The sequence below is a fragment of the Leifsonia poae genome, assembly GCF_020009625.1.
Lineage (GTDB): Bacteria > Actinomycetota > Actinomycetes > Actinomycetales > Microbacteriaceae > Leifsonia > Leifsonia poae_A.
The window spans coordinates 256,245-275,631 of sequence record NZ_JAIHLP010000002.1; the positions used below are offsets into that span (position 1 = coordinate 256,245).

Annotated in this window: 18 protein-coding genes, 2 tRNA genes and 3 pseudogenes; 14 read left to right on the top strand and 9 right to left on the bottom strand. The window is 66.3% G+C overall.

The genetic code is table 11. The features are described 5' to 3' along the window. Positions 1-32: 32 nt before the first annotated feature. A complete protein-coding gene (locus K5L49_RS01915) occupies positions 33-515 on the bottom strand; it encodes a Dps family protein (RefSeq protein ID WP_223690346.1) in 483 nt (160 codons plus the stop codon). Positions 516-831: 316 nt separating this feature from the next. Between K5L49_RS01915 and K5L49_RS01920 the strand changes: the two are divergent. Beyond that, positions 832-1,173, top strand: a pseudogene (locus K5L49_RS01920) (sensor domain-containing protein); the annotation flags it as partial. Here the strand turns inward: K5L49_RS01920 and K5L49_RS19945 are convergent. Then, positions 1,089-1,265, bottom strand: a complete 177-nt coding sequence (locus K5L49_RS19945; protein WP_263298794.1) for a hypothetical protein — start codon at positions 1,263-1,265, stop codon at positions 1,089-1,091. The pseudogene K5L49_RS01920 and the gene K5L49_RS19945 sit on opposite strands and share 85 nt — an antisense overlap. A 102-nt stretch (positions 1,266-1,367) precedes the next feature. Here K5L49_RS19945 and K5L49_RS01925 point away from each other — a divergent pair, with 102 nt between their 5' ends. The 3 genes from K5L49_RS01925 to K5L49_RS01935 all read left to right on the top strand — a co-directional run bounded on the left by K5L49_RS01925 (position 1,368) and on the right by K5L49_RS01935 (position 3,083). Then, complete coding sequence (locus K5L49_RS01925) at positions 1,368-2,087, top strand: sensor histidine kinase (RefSeq protein ID WP_223690347.1); 720 nt, start codon at positions 1,368-1,370, stop codon at positions 2,085-2,087. A gap of 19 nt (positions 2,088-2,106) precedes the next feature. Continuing rightward, complete coding sequence (locus tag K5L49_RS01930) at positions 2,107-2,769, top strand: response regulator transcription factor (protein WP_223690348.1); 663 nt, start codon at positions 2,107-2,109, stop codon at positions 2,767-2,769. A 101-nt stretch (positions 2,770-2,870) separates the two neighbouring features. After that, positions 2,871-3,083 (top strand): Rv0909 family putative TA system antitoxin, encoded by a 213-nt coding sequence (locus tag K5L49_RS01935; protein WP_223690349.1) that lies wholly within the window; start codon positions 2,871-2,873, stop codon positions 3,081-3,083. 83 nt (positions 3,084-3,166) lie between these two features. Here K5L49_RS01935 and K5L49_RS01940 read toward each other — a convergent pair. Further along, positions 3,167-3,240, bottom strand: a tRNA-Gly gene (locus K5L49_RS01940). A 167-nt stretch (positions 3,241-3,407) separates the two neighbouring features. Here K5L49_RS01940 and K5L49_RS01945 point away from each other — a divergent pair. The 7 genes and pseudogenes from K5L49_RS01945 (at position 3,408) to clpX (ending at position 9,599) form a co-directional block, all read left to right on the top strand. Then, positions 3,408-3,485: transfer RNA gene (locus K5L49_RS01945), tRNA-Pro, on the top strand. Between the two features lie 52 nt (positions 3,486-3,537). Further along, positions 3,538-4,949 (top strand): annotated as a pseudogene (gene tig / locus K5L49_RS01950) (trigger factor). Between the two features lie 255 nt (positions 4,950-5,204). Then, positions 5,205-6,071: a DMT family transporter gene (locus K5L49_RS01955; RefSeq protein ID WP_223690350.1), complete on the top strand. Its 867-nt coding sequence runs from the start codon at positions 5,205-5,207 to the stop codon at positions 6,069-6,071. Positions 6,072-6,161: 90 nt separating this feature from the next. Next, a complete protein-coding gene (locus tag K5L49_RS01960) occupies positions 6,162-6,755 on the top strand; it encodes an ATP-dependent Clp protease proteolytic subunit (protein WP_223690351.1) in 594 nt (197 codons plus the stop codon). Between the two features lie 26 nt (positions 6,756-6,781). Further along, positions 6,782-7,450, top strand: coding sequence for an ATP-dependent Clp protease proteolytic subunit (locus tag K5L49_RS01965; RefSeq protein ID WP_223690352.1), 669 nt, complete (start codon positions 6,782-6,784; stop codon positions 7,448-7,450). Between the two features lie 11 nt (positions 7,451-7,461). Further along, a complete protein-coding gene (locus tag K5L49_RS01970; protein WP_223690353.1) occupies positions 7,462-8,211 on the top strand; it encodes an AAA family ATPase in 750 nt (249 codons plus the stop codon). A gap of 113 nt (positions 8,212-8,324) precedes the next feature. Further along, positions 8,325-9,599, top strand: coding sequence for an ATP-dependent Clp protease ATP-binding subunit ClpX (gene clpX / locus K5L49_RS01975; protein WP_223690354.1), 1,275 nt, complete (start codon positions 8,325-8,327; stop codon positions 9,597-9,599). 217 nt (positions 9,600-9,816) lie between these two features. Here the strand turns inward: clpX and K5L49_RS01985 are convergent, their stop codons facing one another. Together K5L49_RS01985 and K5L49_RS01990 are read right to left on the bottom strand one after the other, a co-directional pair. Continuing rightward, positions 9,817-11,097, bottom strand: a complete 1,281-nt coding sequence (locus tag K5L49_RS01985; RefSeq protein ID WP_223690355.1) for an ion channel protein — start codon at positions 11,095-11,097, stop codon at positions 9,817-9,819. Between the two features lie 60 nt (positions 11,098-11,157). Beyond that, positions 11,158-13,214, bottom strand: a pseudogene (locus K5L49_RS01990) (M3 family metallopeptidase). Between the two features lie 117 nt (positions 13,215-13,331). Between K5L49_RS01990 and K5L49_RS01995 the strand changes: the two are divergent. Genes K5L49_RS01995 through K5L49_RS02005 form a run of 3 tightly spaced genes read left to right on the top strand, consistent with a single transcriptional unit; the run spans position 13,332 to position 15,429 of the window. Next, complete coding sequence (locus tag K5L49_RS01995) at positions 13,332-13,970, top strand: ArsR/SmtB family transcription factor (RefSeq protein WP_223690356.1); 639 nt, start codon at positions 13,332-13,334, stop codon at positions 13,968-13,970. After that, entirely contained in the window at positions 13,970-15,241 is a 1,272-nt protein-coding gene (locus K5L49_RS02000) for an MFS transporter (protein WP_223690357.1), read from the top strand. Before K5L49_RS01995 ends, K5L49_RS02000 begins: the two co-directional genes overlap by 1 nt. Next, entirely contained in the window at positions 15,238-15,429 is a 192-nt protein-coding gene (locus K5L49_RS02005) for a hypothetical protein (RefSeq protein ID WP_223690358.1), read from the top strand. The genes K5L49_RS02000 and K5L49_RS02005 overlap by 4 nt, the downstream gene beginning before the upstream one ends. Here K5L49_RS02005 and K5L49_RS02010 read toward each other — a convergent pair. The 4 genes from K5L49_RS02010 to valS all read right to left on the bottom strand — a co-directional run bounded on the left by K5L49_RS02010 (position 15,426) and on the right by valS (position 19,317). Further along, a complete protein-coding gene (locus K5L49_RS02010) occupies positions 15,426-15,695 on the bottom strand; it encodes a hypothetical protein (RefSeq protein ID WP_223690359.1) in 270 nt (89 codons plus the stop codon). The two genes, K5L49_RS02005 and K5L49_RS02010, sit on opposite strands and share 4 nt — an antisense overlap. Beyond that, positions 15,695-16,153, bottom strand: coding sequence for a GNAT family N-acetyltransferase (locus K5L49_RS02015; RefSeq protein ID WP_223690360.1), 459 nt, complete (start codon positions 16,151-16,153; stop codon positions 15,695-15,697). Before K5L49_RS02015 ends, K5L49_RS02010 begins: the two co-directional genes overlap by 1 nt. Positions 16,154-16,265: 112 nt before the next feature. After that, entirely contained in the window at positions 16,266-16,739 is a 474-nt protein-coding gene (locus K5L49_RS02020; RefSeq protein ID WP_223690361.1) for a GNAT family N-acetyltransferase, read from the bottom strand. Further along, positions 16,708-19,317, bottom strand: coding sequence for a valine--tRNA ligase (gene valS / locus K5L49_RS02025; RefSeq protein ID WP_223690362.1), 2,610 nt, complete (start codon positions 19,315-19,317; stop codon positions 16,708-16,710). Before valS ends, K5L49_RS02020 begins: the two co-directional genes overlap by 32 nt. Between the last annotated feature and the right edge of the window lie 70 nt (positions 19,318-19,387).

Below are 19,387 nucleotides of genomic sequence, written 5' to 3' on the forward strand. Positions count from 1 at the left end.
GGACGGCCCTTCCCGGCGCTGTGCGCCGCGTGCTACTCGCTGATGTGGGCGAAAAGGAACCAGCGGTCTTTGTCGAGCCCGCGCGCGATCTCGATCGCCACATCCTGGCTGGTCTGGTCGAGCTCGTCGAGCTCTTTGACCGCAGCATTCACGCTGGCGAGCGCGGCATCGATCTGGCCGATCACCTCGGCGATCGTCTCATTCGACGGCCGGAAGCCGGCGGTGAGCTCCTTGGTGGTGGTCTTCGAGGCGACGGTGGCGAGGCGCCCATCGACAGGGAGGCCGAGCGCGACGATCCGCTCGGCGGCGAGGTCGGCCCACTCCTGGGCGTGGTCGACGATCGTGTCGAGGAGCTCGTGCACTCCGATGAAGTTGGCGCCGCGCACATGCCAGTGCGCCTGCTTGCCGTTGACAACCAGGGCTGTCAGGTCGATCACGACCGGGCTGAGGAACTGGGCGACTCCGGCAGCGACGTCCGGGTTGGAAACACTCTGCGATACGGCGATGTCCGTCATGGGGCGTCCTTTCGTTTGCTTGATTCCAACGCTACGCGGCCCGGGAATTCCGCAACGAAGCTGAGCCTGTGCTAAGTAAGTCGGCCCTGTCCGGAATCCGGGGGATAACCCCCGACCGGTTCCGGAAGGTTCCCGGATGGGGCGGAGCGGGCGCGCTCGCGAAGCTGGTCTCATGACTTCCGCCGCACCTGTCTCCCCGCCCACCGAAACGTCTGCCACGCTGGGTACCGTGACCGCCACCGCACATGCTCCCTCCCGCGGGTATGGTGCGCTCTGGCGCGGTGTGCCCCGTGAGCTCGGTTTTCTGCTCCTCACGATGCCCATCGCGATAATCGGCCTCAGCGTGCTCCAACCCCTGTTCTGGGCGGGGGTGGGAACGCTGATCATCTACGTCGGCATCTTCCTGCTCATCGGCGCCTTCTATGCGGCGCGGGGTTTCGGAACACTCGAGCTCGTGCGGTTGGACTGGGCGGGCCGGGCACCGATCCAGCGTCCGCGGTGGACGACGGGAGACCGCGGGCAGGGCTTCTGGCGCGGGCTCTTCGGGCCGTTCGTGAACGGCCACTACTGGCTCTACCTGCTGCACACCATGATCATCAACCCGATCGTCAGCATCGTGTCGTGGTCGATCACCGTCGTCTGGACGGCCGGAGCGCTCGGCGGGCTCACCGACTGGTTCTGGGATCGGTTCATCCCGCACGACGGCCAGAGCGTCTTCCTCTCCCGGGTGATCGTCGACTGGATGTTCAATACCCAGTCGACTTTCGACCCCGTCGCGGGGACCGAGTCTTCTCACTCATCGCCGGGATCGTCTTCGCCCTCACTCTGCCGTTCGTCACCCGCGGCCTCACGGTGCTGCACCACGGGATCGCCCAGGGGGTGCTCGGCGCCTGGCGGTCCGATGCACTGGAGCGCGAGGTCGCTGACCTGTCGGCGTCGCGCGGTGCCGCTCTCGTCGCGGAGGACCAGGCTCTGCGCCGCCTCGAACGCGACCTCCACGACGGGCCGCAGCAGCGGCTCATCCGCCTGCAGATGGACATCGCCAGTGCGGAGCGCAAGCTGGAGAGCGACCCGGATGCTGCACGCGCCATTCTCGCTGAGGCCGGGGCGCAGGCCCGCGACACCCTCGAGGAGCTCCGTGCCCTCTCCCGCGGGTTCGCACCGCCGATCCTGCAAGACAGGGGACTGGTCACGGCCATCGAGTCGCTCGTGGCACGCAGCCCCATCCCGATTCAGCTGGAGACCGGTATCGCGCCCGGCACCCGCTTCTCGCCCGAGCTGGAACGCAGCGCGTACTACGTCGCCGCCGAACTCGCGACGAACCTCGCCAAGCATTCCGGCGCGACTTCCGCGCGGCTGTTCCTCGACACCCGTCTCGACGGGTCCGGCCGAAGCTGGCTCGATGTCTGGCTCACCGACAACGGGCACGGGGGCGCGTCGCTCGTCGACGGTCACGGCCTGAGCGGCCTCGGCGAGCGGGTGCGCGGGCTCCGCGGCGAGTTCACCGTGGACAGCCCGGTGGGAGGTCCGACACGAATCGGTGCGCACATCCCGGTGTCTGCCGCCGGATAACGCGTCCTAGGCTGGAGGGGTGCCCCCGAGTGATCCCTCCCGCCTCCGCATCGTCGTCGCCGACGACTCCGTGCTGCTTCGGGAAGGCCTCGTGCGGCTGTTCGACGAGGCCGGCTTCGAGACGGTCGGCGCCTTCGGCGACGCCGACAGTCTGCTCGTCCGCATCGCCGAGCTGCAGCCGGATGTTGCCGTTCTGGACGTTCGGATGCCGCCCACGTTCCGCGATGAGGGTGTTCGCGCCGCAATCCGCATCCGGGCCGACCACCCGTCGGTCGCCGTTCTGCTGCTCAGCCAATACGTCGAAGGCACCTACGCACAGGAGCTGCTCTCGGCAGGGAACGGTGGAACCGGCTATCTGCTCAAAGACCGCATCGCTTCGCTCGAGGAGCTGAAGGATGCGGTCACCCGCGTCGCAGAGGGCGGAACTGTGCTCGACCCGCAGGTGGTGCGGGAACTGCTGGTGCGGCGCACCGATCCACTCGCCGCGCTCACCCCGCGCGAGACCGAGGTGATGCAGCTGATGGCCGAAGGGCGCACGAACGCGGGCATCGCGCAACGGCTCACGATCGGTGTCGGCGCGGTCGAGAAGAACGTCACGGCGATCTTCCAGAAGCTCGGGCTGGAGGATTCGGGCGACGATCATCGTCGGGTCCTCGCCGTGCTCGCCTCGCTCCAGCGTTGACGTTCTGTACCCCCGCCGTTCACCCGCGGCCCTTGCCCGTTCGGCCGCCCGAGGCCAGAATGAGTGCAATCAACTCGCCGACGAGAAAGCAGGTGCTGCACATGGCTGGACTGGACGACATCACCAACAAGGCAAAAGAGTTCCTCGACAACAACGCGGTGAAGGATGCCCTCCACAGCGAACAGGCCGAGGGCATCAGCGACAAACTGCTCGACGGCGTCGCCGACGCGGCCAACAAGGTCACCGGGGGCAAGTTCGAAGAACAGATCGGCGGCGCCCGCGACGCGGTCGACGGCAAGATCGGCAACGAGTAGCCCCGCAGCCGTCGAAGACGCGCGAACGGCCGGTCCCGCACGCGGGGCCGGCCGTTCGTCGTCTCGGCTCACGCCGACCGATGTGGAGGGGATGACGGGAATCGAACCCGCGTAATCAGTTTGGAAGACTGAGGCTCTACCATTGAGCTACATCCCCGTTCCCGCTCGGGAGCAGGCACCAGAACATCGTAGTACAGGTTTTGCGGCGGGCTCGACCGGCGCAGCGGGTCTCGCGCGGGTGCAGTAGACTTGCGCGTGGTCTTTCGCCCTCGATGTGTTCGTTCGCGTCGCGGTTACGGACCGGGCGGGTTGAGGTCGCAAACCCGGGGCGTAGCTCAGCTTGGCTAGAGCGCCCGCTTTGGGAGCGGGAGGTCGCAGGTTCGAATCCTGTCGCCCCGACCAGACCTCATCCTGACGCAGAGACCACCGTTCAACTACAGGAGAACCCAACAACGTGAAGACCACGGTCGAAAAGCTGAGCCCCACTCGTGCCAAGCTCACCATCTCGGTGACGCCGGAGGAGCTGAAGCCGTCCATCGCCCACGCTTACGAGCACATCGCCGAGCAGGTGAACATCCCCGGTTTCCGCAAGGGCAAGGTTCCGCCGGCGATCATCGATCAGCGGGTCGGCAAGGCCGCCGTTCTCGAGCACGCCGTCAACGAGGGCCTCGACGGGTTCTACCGTCAGGCCGTCGAAGAGAACGAGGTGCGTGTTCTCGGCCGTCCGGAGGCCGACATCACCGAGTGGCCGAACGAGAAGGACTTCTCGGGCGACCTGCTGCTCACCATCGAGGTGGATGTGCGTCCCGAGGTGAAGCTCCCCAAGTACGACGCTGTGAAGATCACGGTCGACGCGGCCGAGGTCACCGACGCGGATGTCGACGAAGAGCTCGACACCCTGCGCAGCCGGTTCGGCACGCTGGTGACGGTCGACCGTCCGGCGAAGTCGGGCGACTTCGCCCAGATCGACCTGGTCGCCAAGATCGGCGGCAACGAGGTCGACACCGCCAGCAGCATCTCCTACGAGATCGGCTCCGGCGAGCTCATCGAGGGCATCGACGAGGCGCTCGACACACTGACCGCCGGCGAGACCACCACGTTCGAGGCCCCGCTCATGGGCGGCGACCACGAGGGGAGGCCGCTGAGATCACGGTCACCCTGCTGGCCGTCAAAGAGCGTGAACTTCCGGATGCCGACGACGACTTCGCCCAGATCGCGAGCGAGTTCGACACCATCGGCGAGCTGAAAGAGAGCCTCAAGGGCCAGGTCGAGCGGGCGAAGACGTTCGGTCAGGGCACCAGCGCCCGCGACCAGCTCGTCGACAAGCTGCTCGAGCTCGTCGAGATCCCGGTTCCGCCGAAGGTGGTCGAAGACGAGGTCCACCGTCACCTCGAGCAGGAGAACCGTCTCGAAGACGATGTGCACCGCGCCGAGGTCACCGAATCGAGCGAGAAGACGTTCCGCACGCAGATCCTGCTCGACGAGATCGCCCAGGCCGAGAAGGTCAAGGTCAGCCAGGACGAGCTCACCCAGTACCTCATCCAGGGTGCCGCCCAGTACGGCATGGAGCCGAACGAGTTCGTCAAGATCCTGAGCGAGAACGGTCAGATCCCGTCGATGGTCGGCGAGGTCGCCCGCAACAAGGCGCTCGCGATCGTGCTCGGCAAGGCCGCTGTGACCGACTCGAACGGCAAGAAGGTCGACCTCTCCGAGTTCACGGCGCTGCCAGAAGACGACGAAGACGCAGAGAACGTCTTCGACGAGGTCGTCGAGACGGCCGAGTCCGCCGACGTCGATGCCACCGCGGAGGAGCCGGCCGAGGAGAAGGCCGCGAAGCCGAAGAAGAAGGCCGCCGCCAAGAAGTAGCAAACCGTGTCGAAAGGCCGGGCGCCGCAAGGCTCCCGGCCTTTCGCATACCCGTTGGGCGGGCGAGAGAGAGTGGACGCGGTCCGGACGAGGTAACGTTGGTTCCGACAGTGCCTAGGGTTCCGTCCCCGCTCGGAGGATGCGGGGAGTCTGGTCCGAGCGGCACCACGGCGGAGCACCGCACCGCCGTCATCTGACAGGACAAAAGCCCGGAGGATCCCGTCGTCGTGCCGTCACGACGAACGAAAGGATCCCGTGCCTCCGCTCGCTCTCGGCCTCGTCATCGTCGCCGCTTTCGCCCACGCCGCCTGGAACCTCGCCTCGAAGCGGGCGAGTGCCACCGGGGCGCCGTTCATCCTGCTCGGGGCCGTCGCCTCGACCGTGCTCTGGGCACCCGTCGCGGGGGTCGAAGCCGCATTCGGTGAGGTGGACCTGCGCTGGCTGCTGCTGGGCTCGGGGGTCTCAGCGTTGATCCACGTCGGCTACATGTGGGTGCTGCAACGCGGGTACGCCGCCGGCGACATCTCTGTGGTGTACCCGATGGCGCGGGGGACGGGGCCGCTGCTCTCGGTCGTCTTCGCTATCCTGCTGTTCCATGAGCACCCGTCGGCTCTCGCCCTGGCGGGCGCGGCGGTCGTGATCGCGGGAATCGTCGGGATCGGGCTCTCCACCTCGCTCCCGGCTTCAGCCGGGCGACTGCTGGGCCCCGGGATCGCTTACGGTCTGCTCACCGGGGTGGCGATCGCGGTCTACACCCTGTGGGATGCGTTCACAGTGACCGACCTCGGCGTCTCGCCCGTGTTGTTCATGGTCGGTTGCAGTCTGGGCGAGGTCGTGGTGCTGGCCCCGGTCGCGGTGCAGAGGCGGCCCGAGGTCGCCGCGGTGTGGCGGCGGTACCGCTGGCAGGTGATCGTCGTCGGAGTGCTCTCGCCGCTGTCGTACGTGCTGGTGCTCAGCGCCATCCGGCTCGCGCCGGTGTCGGTCGTCGCGCCGACGAGGGAACTCAGCGTCGTGCTGGTGAGTCTGGCGGGCTGGCTCATCCTCAAAGAGCCGAAGCCAGCACAGCGCATGGCGGGGGCGATCGTGGTGCTGGGCGGCGTCGCGATGCTGGCCCTCTCGTGACGCGTCGCTCTGCCCAGGGCGAACAGGCCGGAATTGCCGGGTCGGCTCCGATAGATTCGATTCCGAAGCGACAAGGAAATGGAGCGACACATGGCCGACATGGGCATGCAACCCAGTGTTTTTGACCGACTGCTGAAAGACCGCATCATCTGGCTCGGTAGCGAGGTTCGGGACGAGAACGCGAACGAGATCGCCGCGAAGCTGCTCCTCCTCGCCGCCGAGGACGCCAAGCGCGACATCTACCTCTACATCAACTCGCCCGGCGGCTCGATCACCGCCGGCATGGCCATCTACGACACGATGCAGTTCGTCCCGAACGACATCGTCACCGTCGGCATCGGAATGGCGGCCTCGATGGGCCAGCTGCTGCTGACCGCGGGCACCAAGGGCAAGCGCTACATCACGCCGAATGCGCGAGTGCTGCTGCACCAGCCGCACGGCGGATTCGGCGGAACCTCCAGCGACATCCAGACGCAGGCCCAGCTCATCCTCGACATGAAGAAGCGCCTGGCCGAGATCACGGCGGCGCAGACCGGCAAGTCGGTCGAGCAGATCAACGCCGACGGCGACCGCGACCGCTGGTTCACCGCACAGCAAGCGCTCGAGTACGGCTTCGTCGACCACATCCGCGAGACGGCCACCGACGTGGTCGGCGGCGGCGGCACCGACGTGGACGCCAAGTAGAAGACCACGGAAGGAACAAGACGACAATGAACATCCCCAACTTCGGTGGTCACGCGTTCAACGGGGTTCAGGCCCCGGGTTCGCGCTACATCCTGCCGAGCTTCGAAGAGCGCACGGCCTACGGCTACAAGCGGCAGGATCCCTACGCGAAGCTCTTCGAAGACCGCATCATCTTCCTCGGTGTGCAGGTCGACGACGCGTCGGCCGACGACATCATGGCCCAGCTGCTCGTGCTCGAGAGCCAGGATCCGGACCGCGACATCGTCATGTACATCAACTCGCCCGGTGGCTCGTTCACCGCGATGACGGCCATCTACGACACGATGCAGTACATCCGCCCGCAGATCCAGACGGTCGTTCTCGGTCAGGCCGCGTCGGCCGCCGCCGTGCTCACCGCCGCCGGCAGCCCCGGCAAGCGGCTCGCCCTCCCGAACGCCCGCATCCTCATCCACCAGCCCGCCGTCGGGGAGGCCGGGCAGGGTCAGGCGTCGGACATCGAGATCCAGGCGAAAGAGATCCTGCGGATGCGCACCTGGCTGGAGGAGACGCTGGCGCGTCACTCCAATCGCTCGCAGGAGCAGGTGAACAAGGACATCGACCGCGACAAGATCCTGTCGGCGGACGACGCCCTCGAGTACGGTCTCATCGACCAGGTGCTCACCAGCCGCAAGACGCTGCCGGCCCTGGTCAAGTAGCGGGTTCCAGCATGGCCGAACGGGGCGATCGTCTTTTCGACGATCGCCCCGTTCGTCGTGTTCGGGCGTATGCGGACGCATCGTGGGATGCGACGGCGTGGCCGGCTTCCATTCCCGCGGTCGCGCAGCTGCTGCGTGACGGCCTGGAGCTCGCTCGCGGTGTCACGTTCCTCGTGGGGGAGAACGGCAGCGGGAAGTCGACGATCATCGAAGGCATCGCCACCGCTTACGGACTTCCTCCGGAAGGCGGGAGCAATCAGGGCTCGCATGCCACGCGGGCCACCGAGTCGCCGCTCGGCGAGTGGCTGCAGGTGGAACGTAGCGCTGGGGCGCCGAAGTGGGGGTTCTTCCTTCGCGCCGAGACCATGCACGGATACTTCAGCTATCTCGAGTCACTTCCGGGCAGCCCTGATACACACCTCCACGCGCTCAGCCACGGCGAATCGTTCAACGACCTGCTGGAGCGCAAGCTGAATCATCCCGACTTCGTCGCCGGGTTCGTGGTGCTCGACGAGCCGGAGGCCGCGCTCTCGTTCGAATCGAGTCTGAAGTGGCTGGCCAACCTCAACGACATGGTGGAGCGCGGCACACAGGTGCTCTGCGCCACGCACTCGCCCATTCTCGCCTCTCTGCCCGGCGCGCGACTGCTGGAGGCCGGAGAGTGGGGCATCCGCGAGAGCAGCTGGGAAGACCTCGAGATCGTGGCGCACTGGCGGTCCTATCTCGACGCGCCCGCTCGCTACCTGCGTCACCTCCTCTGAACGGCGGATCGCTGCGGGCGAACGCCGCGTGACGCAAAAGCGGGCGGCGTGCGCGTCATTGTCGCCCGCACAGGTTAGGCTCGTGAGAGATTCCCGACGAAGGAGGGTGACGGATGGCTCGCATTGGGGAAAGCGCCGATCTGCTCAAGTGTTCCTTCTGTGGCAAAAGCCAGAAGCAGGTGCAGCAGCTCATCGCCGGTCCCGGGGTGTACATCTGCGACGAGTGCGTCGAGCTGTGCAACGAGATCATCGAGGAGCGTCTCGCCGAAGCCGGCGAAGAAGCGACCGGCGAATTCGACCTCCCGAAGCCGAAGGAGATCTTCGGCTTCCTCGAGGAGTACGTGATCGGCCAAGAGGCCGCGAAGCGCGCTCTCGCCGTCGCCGTCTACAACCACTACAAGCGGGTGCGTGCCCGTGCGACCATCACTTCGGCCGACGTCATCGACGACGTCGAGATCGCCAAAAGCAACATCCTGCTGATCGGTCCGACCGGCTGCGGCAAGACGTATCTGGCGCAGACCCTGGCGAAGCGGCTGAATGTGCCGTTCGCGGTGGCAGATGCGACGGCGTTGACCGAGGCCGGCTACGTGGGCGAAGACGTGGAGAACATCCTCCTCAAGCTCATCCAGGCCGCCGACTACGACGTGAAGCGTGCCGAGACCGGCATCATCTACATCGACGAGGTCGACAAGATCGCCCGCAAGGCCGAGAACCCGTCGATCACCCGAGACGTCTCCGGCGAGGGTGTGCAGCAGGCACTGCTCAAGATCCTCGAAGGAACCGTCGCCTCCGTGCCGCCGCAGGGTGGCCGCAAGCATCCGCACCAGGAGTTCATCCAGATCGACACGACGAACGTGCTGTTCATCGTGGCCGGCGCCTTCGCCGGCCTCGAAGACATCATCTCGCAGCGCGCCGGCAAGAAGGGCATCGGCTTCGGAGCACCACTTCACAGCAAGGGCGACGACGTCAACCTGTTCAGTGAGGTCCTGCCGGAAGACCTGCACAAGTTCGGCCTGATTCCCGAGTTCATCGGGCGCCTCCCGGTGGTCACCACGGTGACCCAATTGGATCAGGAAGCGCTCATGCAGATCCTGACCGTTCCGAAGAACGCGCTCGTTCGTCAATATCAGCGCATGTTCGAGCTCGACGGTGTCGAGCTCGACTTCGAGCAGCCGGCACTCGAGGCCATCGCCGATCTGGCGGTGCTCCGCAAGACCGGCGCGCGAGGGCTCCGCGCGATCATGGAAGAAGTGCTCGGCCCGATCATGTTCGAGGTGCCGTCGAGCAGCGAGGTCGCTCGGGTGGTGGTGACCCGCGAGTCGGTGCTCGAGAACGCTGCGCCTACGATCGTGCCGCACCGCGCACCTCGCGAAGAGAAGTCCGCCTAGCCTCGCCCTCTGCGCGAGGCGACACGGGAGTGATCACCGATCACGGTATGAACGAACGCTGCGCCCATCAGCCGATGGCTGGTGCTGCTGCTGCGTTTGCCCGCCTGGGTCGCGGCACGGTTTCGTTCACCCCGATACCGGCCGACGAACCGATGCCGGCCGCCATCGGAAACGTTGCCCAGTTTCTTGGCGCCGATCGCGACCGGCCCGAGACGCTTCAACCAACGTCCCTGGGCGGTACACCTAGCGGCCGGATCAGCATCTCGGGTGCTTTCGTGACCAGGAGCCAGGTCGGCAAGATCACGAGGCACAGCAACGGGAGCACGACGATGCTGCCGGTGGCTGCGACCGCGATGAAGAGCGCGATCCAGCCGTCGCGCGAGACGGCGAGGGTCATGCCGAGGATGCCGGCGCCCACCGCGACGACAGGCGGGATGCCTGGCACCAGCGCCGTGGCGAGCACGCCGACCGCCGCTCCGACGAAGACCGACGGAAAGATTCGTCCACCCCGGAACCCGGAGCCTGCGGAGACCAGGAGCGCCACCAGCTTCACGGCGACGATCAGCAGTACCGCCCCGGCCGAGTAGTCGCCCCGGTGGCTGACGAGTTCGCCCATCTGTTCAAGACCCTTGAACAGCGTGATGCGTCCGCCGAGCGCTCCGAGCAGACCGAGCACCAGGCCGCCGGCGGCGGTGATCAGCAGCGGGTTCCGAAGGGAGTGGAAAGCACGGTGCACGTGGGGGAAGAGGAAGACGCCGGCAAGGCCGACCAGCGCCGCTACGACCCCGATCGCGGCGGCGCTCACCAGGTCGATCCAATGCACCGCTGTGTACGCCGGTAAGGGAAGAGCGAACTGTGGACGGGTCAGCAGCGTGGCGGTGAGGGAGCCGGCGGCCGCAGCGACCAGCGGGAGGAACAGCCTGTCCCAGAGCGCGCCGCCGGTCTTCAGCGCCGCGACGATGCCGGTGAACACGAGGGCGGCGGCGACCGGCGTGCCGAACATCGCGCCGATGGTGCCGGCCGCTGTGACGAGGACGACGAGTTCGGTCGGTACCGACCTCCAGACCCGGGCGACCAGCCAAACGAGGAGACCGGTGTTGATCGCGATGATCGGGTTCTCCGGCCCCAGACTGACGCCGCCGGCCAGGGCGAGCAGGGTGACCAGGGCGAGCGAGGGAAGGACGAGCGGTCGGGGCGGTGCAGCGACGAGCTCGGTCGTCGCGGAATCTTGCCCTCCGTGGCCTGGGACCAGCCAGATCACGAGGCCGACGGCGATGCCCGTGGCGGTAAGCACCGCGATGGTCCACCATCCGGAGTCCGGGTCGATGCCGAGCGCTCGGGGGAGTCGCTCCCAGAGTCCGGACTGCACGAGCGTGGCCGCGCCGTCGAGGGCAGTGAGGGTGAGCGCTGAGACGATCCCGATGATCAGGGAAGGGAGGCTGAGCGCGAGGAGTCGCTTGACCGTCTGAGCGCCCGTGTCAGTCGTGGTGGAACTCATCCGACCCTCCCCGCGTCGGGTTCAGAGTAGTGCGCGACGCGGGGAGAGGCTAGTGGCAATTCAGCCGGAGAGCCCCCGTCGCCTCAGCAGCGGTTCGATCACGGCATCGCGGCCGCGGAAGTCACGATAGGCCTCGAGCGGGTCCTTCGACCCGCCCACGCCGAGGAGACGCTCGCGGAAGCGGTCCCCGTTGGCGCGGTCGAGTCCGCCGTTCTCCCGGAACCAGTCGACCGTGTCGGCGTCGAGCACCTCGCTCCAGATGTACGAGTAGTACCCGGCGTCGTAACCTCCGGAGAAGGTGTGTGCGAAGTAGGTGCTGGCGTAGCGTGTGGGCACGGCCGGGTTGTCGAGACCGGCCGCCGCAAGTGCTTTCGCTTCGAAGTCCGCCACATCTGTGACGGTGTCATCGGCCGTGATGCTGTGCCAGGCCTGATCGAGCAGGGCCGCGGCAAGATACTCACTCGTCTTGAAACCCTCGTTGAAGGCCTCGGATGCATGCAGCCTGTCGACGAGTTCGCGCGGCATCGGCTCGCCGGTCTCATAGTGAACGCCATAGTTCTCCAGGATTTCTGGCCACAGCATCCACATCTCGTTCACCTGGCTCGGAAACTCGACGAAGTCGCGGAAGACGTTGGTGCCGGCGAACTTGGGGTAGGTGACGCGGGCGAAAAGGCCGTGCAGTGCATGCCCGAACTCATGGAACAGGGTGTTCGTCTCGTCGTAGCTCAGCAGGGTCGGCTCGCCGGAGCAGGTTTCGGAACATTGAGATTGTTGACCACGACGGTGGGGGTGTCCAGCAGGGTGGACTGCGAGACGAGGGGGTTCATCCATGCGCCGCCGCGCTTCGAATCCCGGGTGTACAGGTCGAGGATGTAGAGGCCGAGAGGCGTTCCGTCTTCGTTGCGCACCTCGAACACCCGCGCCTCCGGGTGGTAGGCGACGAGGTCGGTGCGTTCGGTGAAGGTGATGCCGTAGAGCTGGTTGGCGGCGAAGAAGACGCCGTCGCGCAGCACCCGCTCCGCTTCGAAGTATGGTCGCATGGTGGCGACGTCCACCTCGTACTTCGCCTGTCGGACCTTCTCTGTGAAGTAGGCCCAATCCCACGCGGCGATCTCGAACTCGCCCGCCGTCTGCTCGTGCAGATCGGCCTGCTTTTGCAGATCGGTCTGCTCCACTTGTGCGTTGCGGGCTGCTGCGGGCGCGAGACGGGTGAGCATCTCGGCGACGGCCCGGGGAGTCTTGGCGGTCTGTCCGGCGGTCACGGCGGCGGCGTGCGTGTCGAATCCCAGCAGCCGGGCCCGCTCCGCGCGGAGCCGGGCGATCTCGATCACCAGCTCGCGGTTGTCGTGTTCGCCTCCATTGATGCCGCGGGCGCGGGAGGCGGTCATGATCCTCTCTCGCACCGATCGATCGTTGATGCCGGCCAGATACGGGTGCCCGGTCGGGAGAACGAGGGAGACGACGTACTTGCCGTCGAGCCCGCGCTCTTTGGCGGCTTCGGCGGTGGCCGAGATCTCGCCGTCGCCGAGCCCGCCGAGCTGGGCGACGTCGTCGAACACGACGGCGAGATCGTTGGTGTCGGCGAGGAGGTTCTTCTCGAAGCGGGTGGTGAGGGTGGAGAGCTGCTTGTTGAGGTCGCGCAGCGCCTGTTTGTCGTCGTCGTCGAGGGCGGCGCCGGCGAGGGTGAACTCCGTGTAGTACCGTTCCACCAGATAGCGGGACTCGTCGTCGAGTTCCTGTTGGTCCAGTGCCTCGTGCACGGTCTTGATCCGCCAATAGAGCTGCGGGTCGAGACGGATGGCGTCTTCGTGCGCGGCGAGCAGCGGGGCGATCTCTTCTTCGAGCGCATTCGTGAAGTCGCTCGAATCCGACGAGCTCTTGTTGTAGAAGACCTCAGCCACTCGGAGGAGCGTCTGCCCGGATCTTTCGAGCGGAAGGAACGTGTTCTCGAAAGTCGGCATGTCGCGCTTCACTGTGATCGCGCGGATCTCGGCCAGCTGCTCCTGGAATCCGCGTTCGAACGCGGGCCGGTAGTGCTCGTCGCGGATTTCGGCGAACAGCGGGAGCTGGTAAGGGAGTGTGCTCGGTTCGAAGAAGGGGTTCACGGTTTCTGCCATCTTCCCAGCCTAGAACCGGCCGTGCACGGGAGGGAACGTTTCGCAAAGAATTGATTGCAAAGAGAACATTGCAAAGAGATCCTTGCAAAGAGCCCTTTGCATTGCTAGCCTTGCCTCATGACGACCGAAGACAAGCCGGAGACGCCGCTCCCGTACAGCGAGGCGCTGAGCCTCGAGGCGCTGCGTGCACTCGCGCATCCGCTGCGCGTGCGCATCATGAACGAGCTCTCGGACTTCGGTTCGATGACCGCGAGCGGGCTCGCCGAACGTCTGGGGGAATCGAGCGGCGCCACGAGCTACCATCTTCGCCAGCTCGCGAAGCACGGCATCATCGTCGAGCTCGAAGGCAAGGGGTCGGCTCGGGAACGCTGGTGGAACATGGCGCCCGGTGGAATCACGATCGGCTCGGTCGAGACGCTGAAGACGCCAGCCGGCCGTGAGGCGACAGAACTGATCTCGCGCGAGTGGCAGCAGAACAATGAGCGCAGGCTGACGGCCTTTCTGCGCTACGGCCTCGACGTCCTCGGCCCGGAATGGTCGGAGGCGTCGACCCTCTCCACCACTCATCTACAGCTGACCATGGAGCAACTCGCTGAGATCGGTCAGGAGTACTACTCGATGGTGACCCAGCTCAAGGCCAAATGGCAGGCGGCCGGCTACGTCGTCTCGTCTGACGACATCGTCGACGAGAACGACGATCGTCGCCGCGTCCAGGTGCAGTTCAACGCATTCCCGCTGGTCGAAGGGGCTGCCTGATGAGCACCACGGAGACGACGGTCGTTCGCCGCACCGCTCTGAGCGGCGGGTTCAACCGACTCTGGGTCGCAGCGATCACCAGCAATCTCGCTGACGGGATCGGCCGAACGGCGGTTCCGCTCATCGCGACGACGCTGACTCGCGATCCCGCTCTGATAGCCGGGCTGACCGCGGTGACGTTCCTGCCGTGGCTGCTCTTCGGAATTCCTTCGGGCATGCTGCTCGATCGCGTGGATCGCCGGGTGGCGATGGCGGCGGCGAACAGTCTTCGGTTCGCCGTGGCTGCCCTCCTTGCGGTGTTCATCACCACGGGCAGCCTCACGATCTGGTTGCTGTACGCCTGCGTGCTGCTCTTCGGGCTCGGAGAGACCATCTTCGACAACGCGACGACAACCGTCGTGCCGAGCCTGGTCACGCGCGATCAGCTCGATCGCGCCAACGGCCGCATGCAGTCGGCCGAGATCGTCGTTCAGAACTTCATCGCAACGCCCATCGCCGGCTTTCTGTTCGCGGCGGCCATCGTGCTTCCCATCTGGCTCACCGGCGCGGGGTTCCTTATCGCGGGGATGCTCGCGCTTACCATCCCGGCGGCCGCCGCACGTGGGTACCGCGCCGGCGAAGCGGCGGACGCAGCGACCCCACGACCGCGATTCCGTTCCGTGGTCACCTTCCTCTGGCAGCACCGCTTTCTGCGGGCGATGATCGTCCTCACGTCGCTCACCGCCTCGGCGCTGGCTTTCGCCCAGGGCAGTGTCGTGCTGCTGCTCATTCAGACGTTCTCCGTTCCGACGGCGCTCATCGGCGTCGTCACCGCCGGCATCGGCGTCGGCGCACTCATCGGTGCGCTCGTCGCCAGTCGGCTGGTCGAGCGGTTCGGACGTGGCCGGATCATGTTCTGGGCGATGTTCGTGAGCGGTATCGGCATCCTCGGTGTCGGTGTGACCGGAAATGTCGTCGTCGCGATCTCGGCCTACGCCGTCGGCGCACTGGGTGTCGCCGTGTGGAATGTGCCCTGGGGCGCGCTGCGTCAGGCGATCGTCCCATCGGACATGCTCGGGCGGGCGATGGGCATCGTGCGCACCATCGGCTGGGGACTCACACCGATCGCGACCGTCCTGGGCGGTTTCGTCGCCCGGATCGACCTGCGGCTCCCGTTCGTGATCGGCGGCGTGATCGTGCTGCTGCTGACCATCGCGGCCATTCGCCTCATCCACTCGGCAGGGTCTCAGACCCCGGGTGCGGAAATCACTTCGGAAGGTACCGGATCATGACTGCTCTGCCTCTCAGCACCCGCACCGGCTGGTTCGACCGTGCTGTTCTGCGCATCGGCCGCGCACTCACCGACTGGGCGACCGAACACTCCGCCCTGCACACCGCTCCGGATTATGCCGAGCAGGTGCGCCGAATCGAACACTCACGGGATGCGGCGGCCGGCGAGGCCCTGCGGCTGACCCGCTAGGACTCCTCGTCGAACTCGTCGGGTTCGTGCTCGATGGGCTGGGTGATGGTGGCGGAATCTTCGTCGGGGTTGTACCGGATGACGGTGCCGTCGTCGAGTTCGATCACCGGCTTTCCCTCCAGCCAGGTGAGGGTCCAGCGCCAGCCCGTGGTCTCGACGTCGGTCGCGATCAGTTCCTCTTCGACGGTGCTCACGGCGATGCCGACGACTTCCGGCAGCGATGCCGGCGCCGCGGAACCGACCGCCCAGCGCGTGCCCAGCTGCATCAGGACTCCGATCTCGGCAGGTCGATCTCGTACGTCACCCAGGAGGTGCGGTTCGCGAGCGAATCGTAGAGCTGCTGTGCCGTCTGGTTGTCGTGCGCTGTGATCCACTGGACGACACCGAGTCCGCGCTCGTCTGCGCGAGCGCGGACGGTATCGACGAGGCGCCGGCCGATGCCTTTGCCTCTGGCGTCTTCGATCACGTAGAGGTCGTCGAGGAAGAGGCCACGGTCGCCCTCGAGCGGCCGGGCGAACTCGCGGATGTGCGCGAGACCGACGAGGCGGTCGCCGTCCACCGCGACGAGTCCGTCTTCTTCGTGGTCGGGCGCAGTCAGCCACGACCAAAGCAGCAGCGCTTTCTGATCGGTCAACGTCGTCTCGTAGAAAGCCGCGTATTCCTCGTAAAGACCGAGCCAGGCGAAGAAATCGCCATCTGCGACCGGTCGAACCTCAATCGACATGGGTGCCTCCGTTCGCCATTCCCCGCAAGGCTGGATGTGGTGCTGGATCGACCTTATCGCGCGCATCCGCGACGGTCGATGCGTCGGGGGGATACCGATGCGCGCTTGGGGGTCACGGTACGAGGTCGTACGTGACCCATTTGGTCTTCTCGGCGACACGATCGTAGACGCGCCGAGCGGTCTCGTTGTCTTTGGCGGTGATCCACCGCACGACGGAGAAACCTTCTTCGCGGGCGCGATCGCGCAGCGCCTCGAGCAGAGCCGTGCCTGTGCCGGCGCCACGGGCATCGGGCGAGACGAAGAGGTCGTCGAGGTAGAGTCCGCGGCTGCCGTTGAGCGGTCGTGAGAACTCCCGCACGTGGGCGAGACCGATTGGCTTGTCGTCGCCGTTCACAGCGAAATAGGCTTCGAGTTCGTGGCCGGCATCGGTGATCCAGCTCCACACCAGAAGGGCCTTCTCGTCGGTGAGGGGTTGGTCGTAGAACTCCCGTAGCCGGCGTACAGATCGAGCCAGCTGAAGAATTCGTTGTCGTTCACCCGTCGGACCGTCGCGGTCATCGTTCCTCCTCGGTCGGGGCCTGGGCAAGCAGGATATCCGTCACCGAGAGCTCCTCGGCGGATTCGAACCGCAGTTCGCCGATTCTGCCGACCGACTTGAGGTCGCGTGCGGCGAGCTCGACGGCGGTCACGACCGCAGGTGGTCCGGCGATGACGGCGTATTCGACCGCGGCCTTCTGCGAGGCTTTCGCGGTGGTCTTCGCACCGCGGATACTGGTGAGGGCTTTGCCGACCAGACCGAGCACATCCGCATGCTCGGACCAGTCGCCGGCGACGGTCGCCGTCTCCGGCCACGCGGCGACGTGCACGGAGCCGGTGTTGAACCACGACCATGCCTCCTCGGTCGCGAACGGCACGACGGGCGCGAACAGGCGAAGCAGGGTGGAGAGTGCCACACGCAGCGCGACGACGGCGGAGGTCTGTTCGGTCGAGGCCTCGCCGTAGGCCCGCTCCTTGACGAGTTCGAGATAGTCGTCGCAGAAGGTCCAGAAGAAGGTCTCGCTCACCTCCAGGGCGCGGGCGTGGTCGTAGCCATCGAGCGCGGCGGTCGCCTCGGCGACCACGGTCGACAGATTGTGCAGCATGCTCCGGTCGAGTGCGTTCGTGACCAGGGCGAGCTCGTCGGTCGGGGGTGCCTCGAAGCCAAGGATGAACTTCGCGGCGTTCAGGATCTTGATCGCCAGGCGGCGACCGATCTTGATCTGTGTCGGGTTCTGCGGGTCGAACGCGGCATCGGTTCCGAGGCGCGAGGATGCGGCCCAGTAGCGCACCGCATCCGAGCCGTGCTTCTCGAGGATGTCGGCGGGAGTGACGACGTTGCCCTTGGACTTGGACATCTTCTTACGGTCGGGGTCGACGATGAAGCCCGACAGCGCTGCGTGCGCCCAGGGGGCGACGCCGTTCTCCAGCTGGGAGCGCAGCATCGTCGAGAACAGCCAGGTGCGGATGATGTCCTGCCCTTGGGGGCGCAGGTCGAACGGGTACACGGCGGCGAACAGGTCATCATCACGATTCCAGCCGCCGGCGAGCTGCGGGGTGAGGGAGGAGGTCATCCAGGTGTCCATCACATCGTGCTCGCCGATGAAGCCGTTCGGCTGGTTGCGTTGCGCCTCCTCAAAGCCGGGCGCCGCATCCGACGAGGGGTCGACGGGCAGGGCGTCTCGGGACGGCAGGATGGGCTTGTCGAACCGCGGGTTGCCGTCGCCGTCGAGCGGATACCAGATGGGGATGGGCACGCCGAAGAAGCGCTGACGCGAGATCAGCCAGTCGCCGGTGAGTCCGCCGACCCAGTTCTCGTATCGCACGCGCATGAAGTCGGGGTGCCAGTCGAGCTCCTGGCCGAGCTGGATGAGGCGGGCACGCAGTTCTTCGTCGCGCGCGCCGTTCTTGACGTACCACTGGCGGGTCGACACGATCTCGAGCGGCTTGTCGCCCTTCTCGAAGAACTTGACGGGGTGCTGGATGGGTTTGGGGTCGCCGATCAGATCGCCCGCGGCCCGGAGCAGCTCCACCACGGCCTGCTTGGCCGAGAAGACCGTCTTGCCGGCGAGCTCGGCGTAGGCCGCCTTGCCCTCGGCGGAGGTGATGGCTTCGGGGGCGTCGCTCACCAGCCGGCCGTCGAAGCCGAGGATCGCCCGGTTGGGCAGATCGAGCTCCCGCCACCAGGTGACGTCGGTGATGTCGCCGAAGGTGCAGATCATCGCGATTCCGCTGCCCTTGTCGGGCTGCGCGAGGTGGTGCGCGAGCACAGGGACCTCGACTCCGAAGACCGGCGTGGTGACCGTCGTGCCGAAGAGCGGTTTGTAGCGCTCGTCATCCGGATGCGCGACCAGCGCGACACAGGCCGGCAGCAGCTCCGGACGGGTCGTCTCGATGAAGATCGGTCCGCTCTCGCCGTGGAAGGCGACGCGGTGGTACGCGCCGGGCTGTTCGCGGTCTTCCAGCTCGGCCTGGGCGACAGCGGTACGGAAGGTGACATCCCACAGGGTGGGCGCCATGGCCTGATACGCCTCGCCGCGCTCGATGTTGTTGAGGAAAGCCAATTGCGAGGTGTGGAGCGACTCGGTGCCGATCGTGCGGTAGGTCTGGCTCCAGTCGACGGAGAGGCCGAGCGAGCGCCACAGCGCCTCGAACTGCTTCTCGTCTTCGACGGTGAGCCGCTCGCACAGTTCGATGAAGTTGCGGCGTGAGATCGGCTTCTGATCGGCCGCCTTGCTGCTCTTGTTGTCTCCGCCTTCGAAGGGCGGGGCGAAGTCGGGGTCGTACGGCAGAGTCGGGTCGCAGCGCACACCGTAGTAGTTCTGCACACGGCGCTCGGTGGGGAGGCCGTTGTCGTCCCAGCCCATCGGGTAGAAGACGTGCTGGCCGCGCATACGGTGGTAGCGGGCGACCACATCGGTGTGCGTGTAGCTGAACACGTGCCCGATGTGCAGGGAGCCGCTTGCGGTGGGGGGCGGCGTGTCGATGGAGAACACACATCGGCGCTCGGCGGTCAGGGCGGCGGCGCGATCGAAGAGATAGGTGCCATCGGCCTGCCAGCTGTCTCCCCACTTGGTCTCCAGCCCCTCGAGGGCGGGCTTGTCGGGCAGGGGGCTGACGGCGCTCATGATTCTCCGAATCGATATGTGCGGCACCGTGTCGATGAAGAGGTGCCTGAGTGTGCGATTCCTCCAGGGT

What these genes read in the sequence shown, in the direction of transcription:
- K5L49_RS01915 (WP_223690346.1), bottom strand. Translation starts at nt 515, where the DNA reads ATGACGGACATCGCCGTATCGCAGAGTGTTTCCAACCCGGACGTCGCT.
- K5L49_RS01935 (WP_223690349.1), top strand. Translation starts at nt 2,871, where the DNA reads ATGGCTGGACTGGACGACATCACCAACAAGGCAAAAGAGTTCCTCGAC.
- K5L49_RS01960 (WP_223690351.1), top strand. Translation starts at nt 6,162, where the DNA reads ATGGCCGACATGGGCATGCAACCCAGTGTTTTTGACCGACTGCTGAAA.
- K5L49_RS01965 (WP_223690352.1), top strand. Translation starts at nt 6,782, where the DNA reads ATGAACATCCCCAACTTCGGTGGTCACGCGTTCAACGGGGTTCAGGCC.
- K5L49_RS01970 (WP_223690353.1), top strand. Translation starts at nt 7,462, where the DNA reads ATGGCCGAACGGGGCGATCGTCTTTTCGACGATCGCCCCGTTCGTCGT.
- clpX (WP_223690354.1), top strand. Translation starts at nt 8,325, where the DNA reads ATGGCTCGCATTGGGGAAAGCGCCGATCTGCTCAAGTGTTCCTTCTGT.
- K5L49_RS01985 (WP_223690355.1), bottom strand. Translation starts at nt 11,097, where the DNA reads ATGAGTTCCACCACGACTGACACGGGCGCTCAGACGGTCAAGCGACTC.
- K5L49_RS01995 (WP_223690356.1), top strand. Translation starts at nt 13,332, where the DNA reads ATGACGACCGAAGACAAGCCGGAGACGCCGCTCCCGTACAGCGAGGCG.
- K5L49_RS02000 (WP_223690357.1), top strand. Translation starts at nt 13,970, where the DNA reads ATGAGCACCACGGAGACGACGGTCGTTCGCCGCACCGCTCTGAGCGGC.
- K5L49_RS02005 (WP_223690358.1), top strand. Translation starts at nt 15,238, where the DNA reads ATGACTGCTCTGCCTCTCAGCACCCGCACCGGCTGGTTCGACCGTGCT.
- K5L49_RS02010 (WP_223690359.1), bottom strand. Translation starts at nt 15,695, where the DNA reads ATGCAGCTGGGCACGCGCTGGGCGGTCGGTTCCGCGGCGCCGGCATCG.
- K5L49_RS02015 (WP_223690360.1), bottom strand. Translation starts at nt 16,153, where the DNA reads ATGTCGATTGAGGTTCGACCGGTCGCAGATGGCGATTTCTTCGCCTGG.
- valS (WP_223690362.1), bottom strand. Translation starts at nt 19,317, where the DNA reads ATGAGCGCCGTCAGCCCCCTGCCCGACAAGCCCGCCCTCGAGGGGCTG.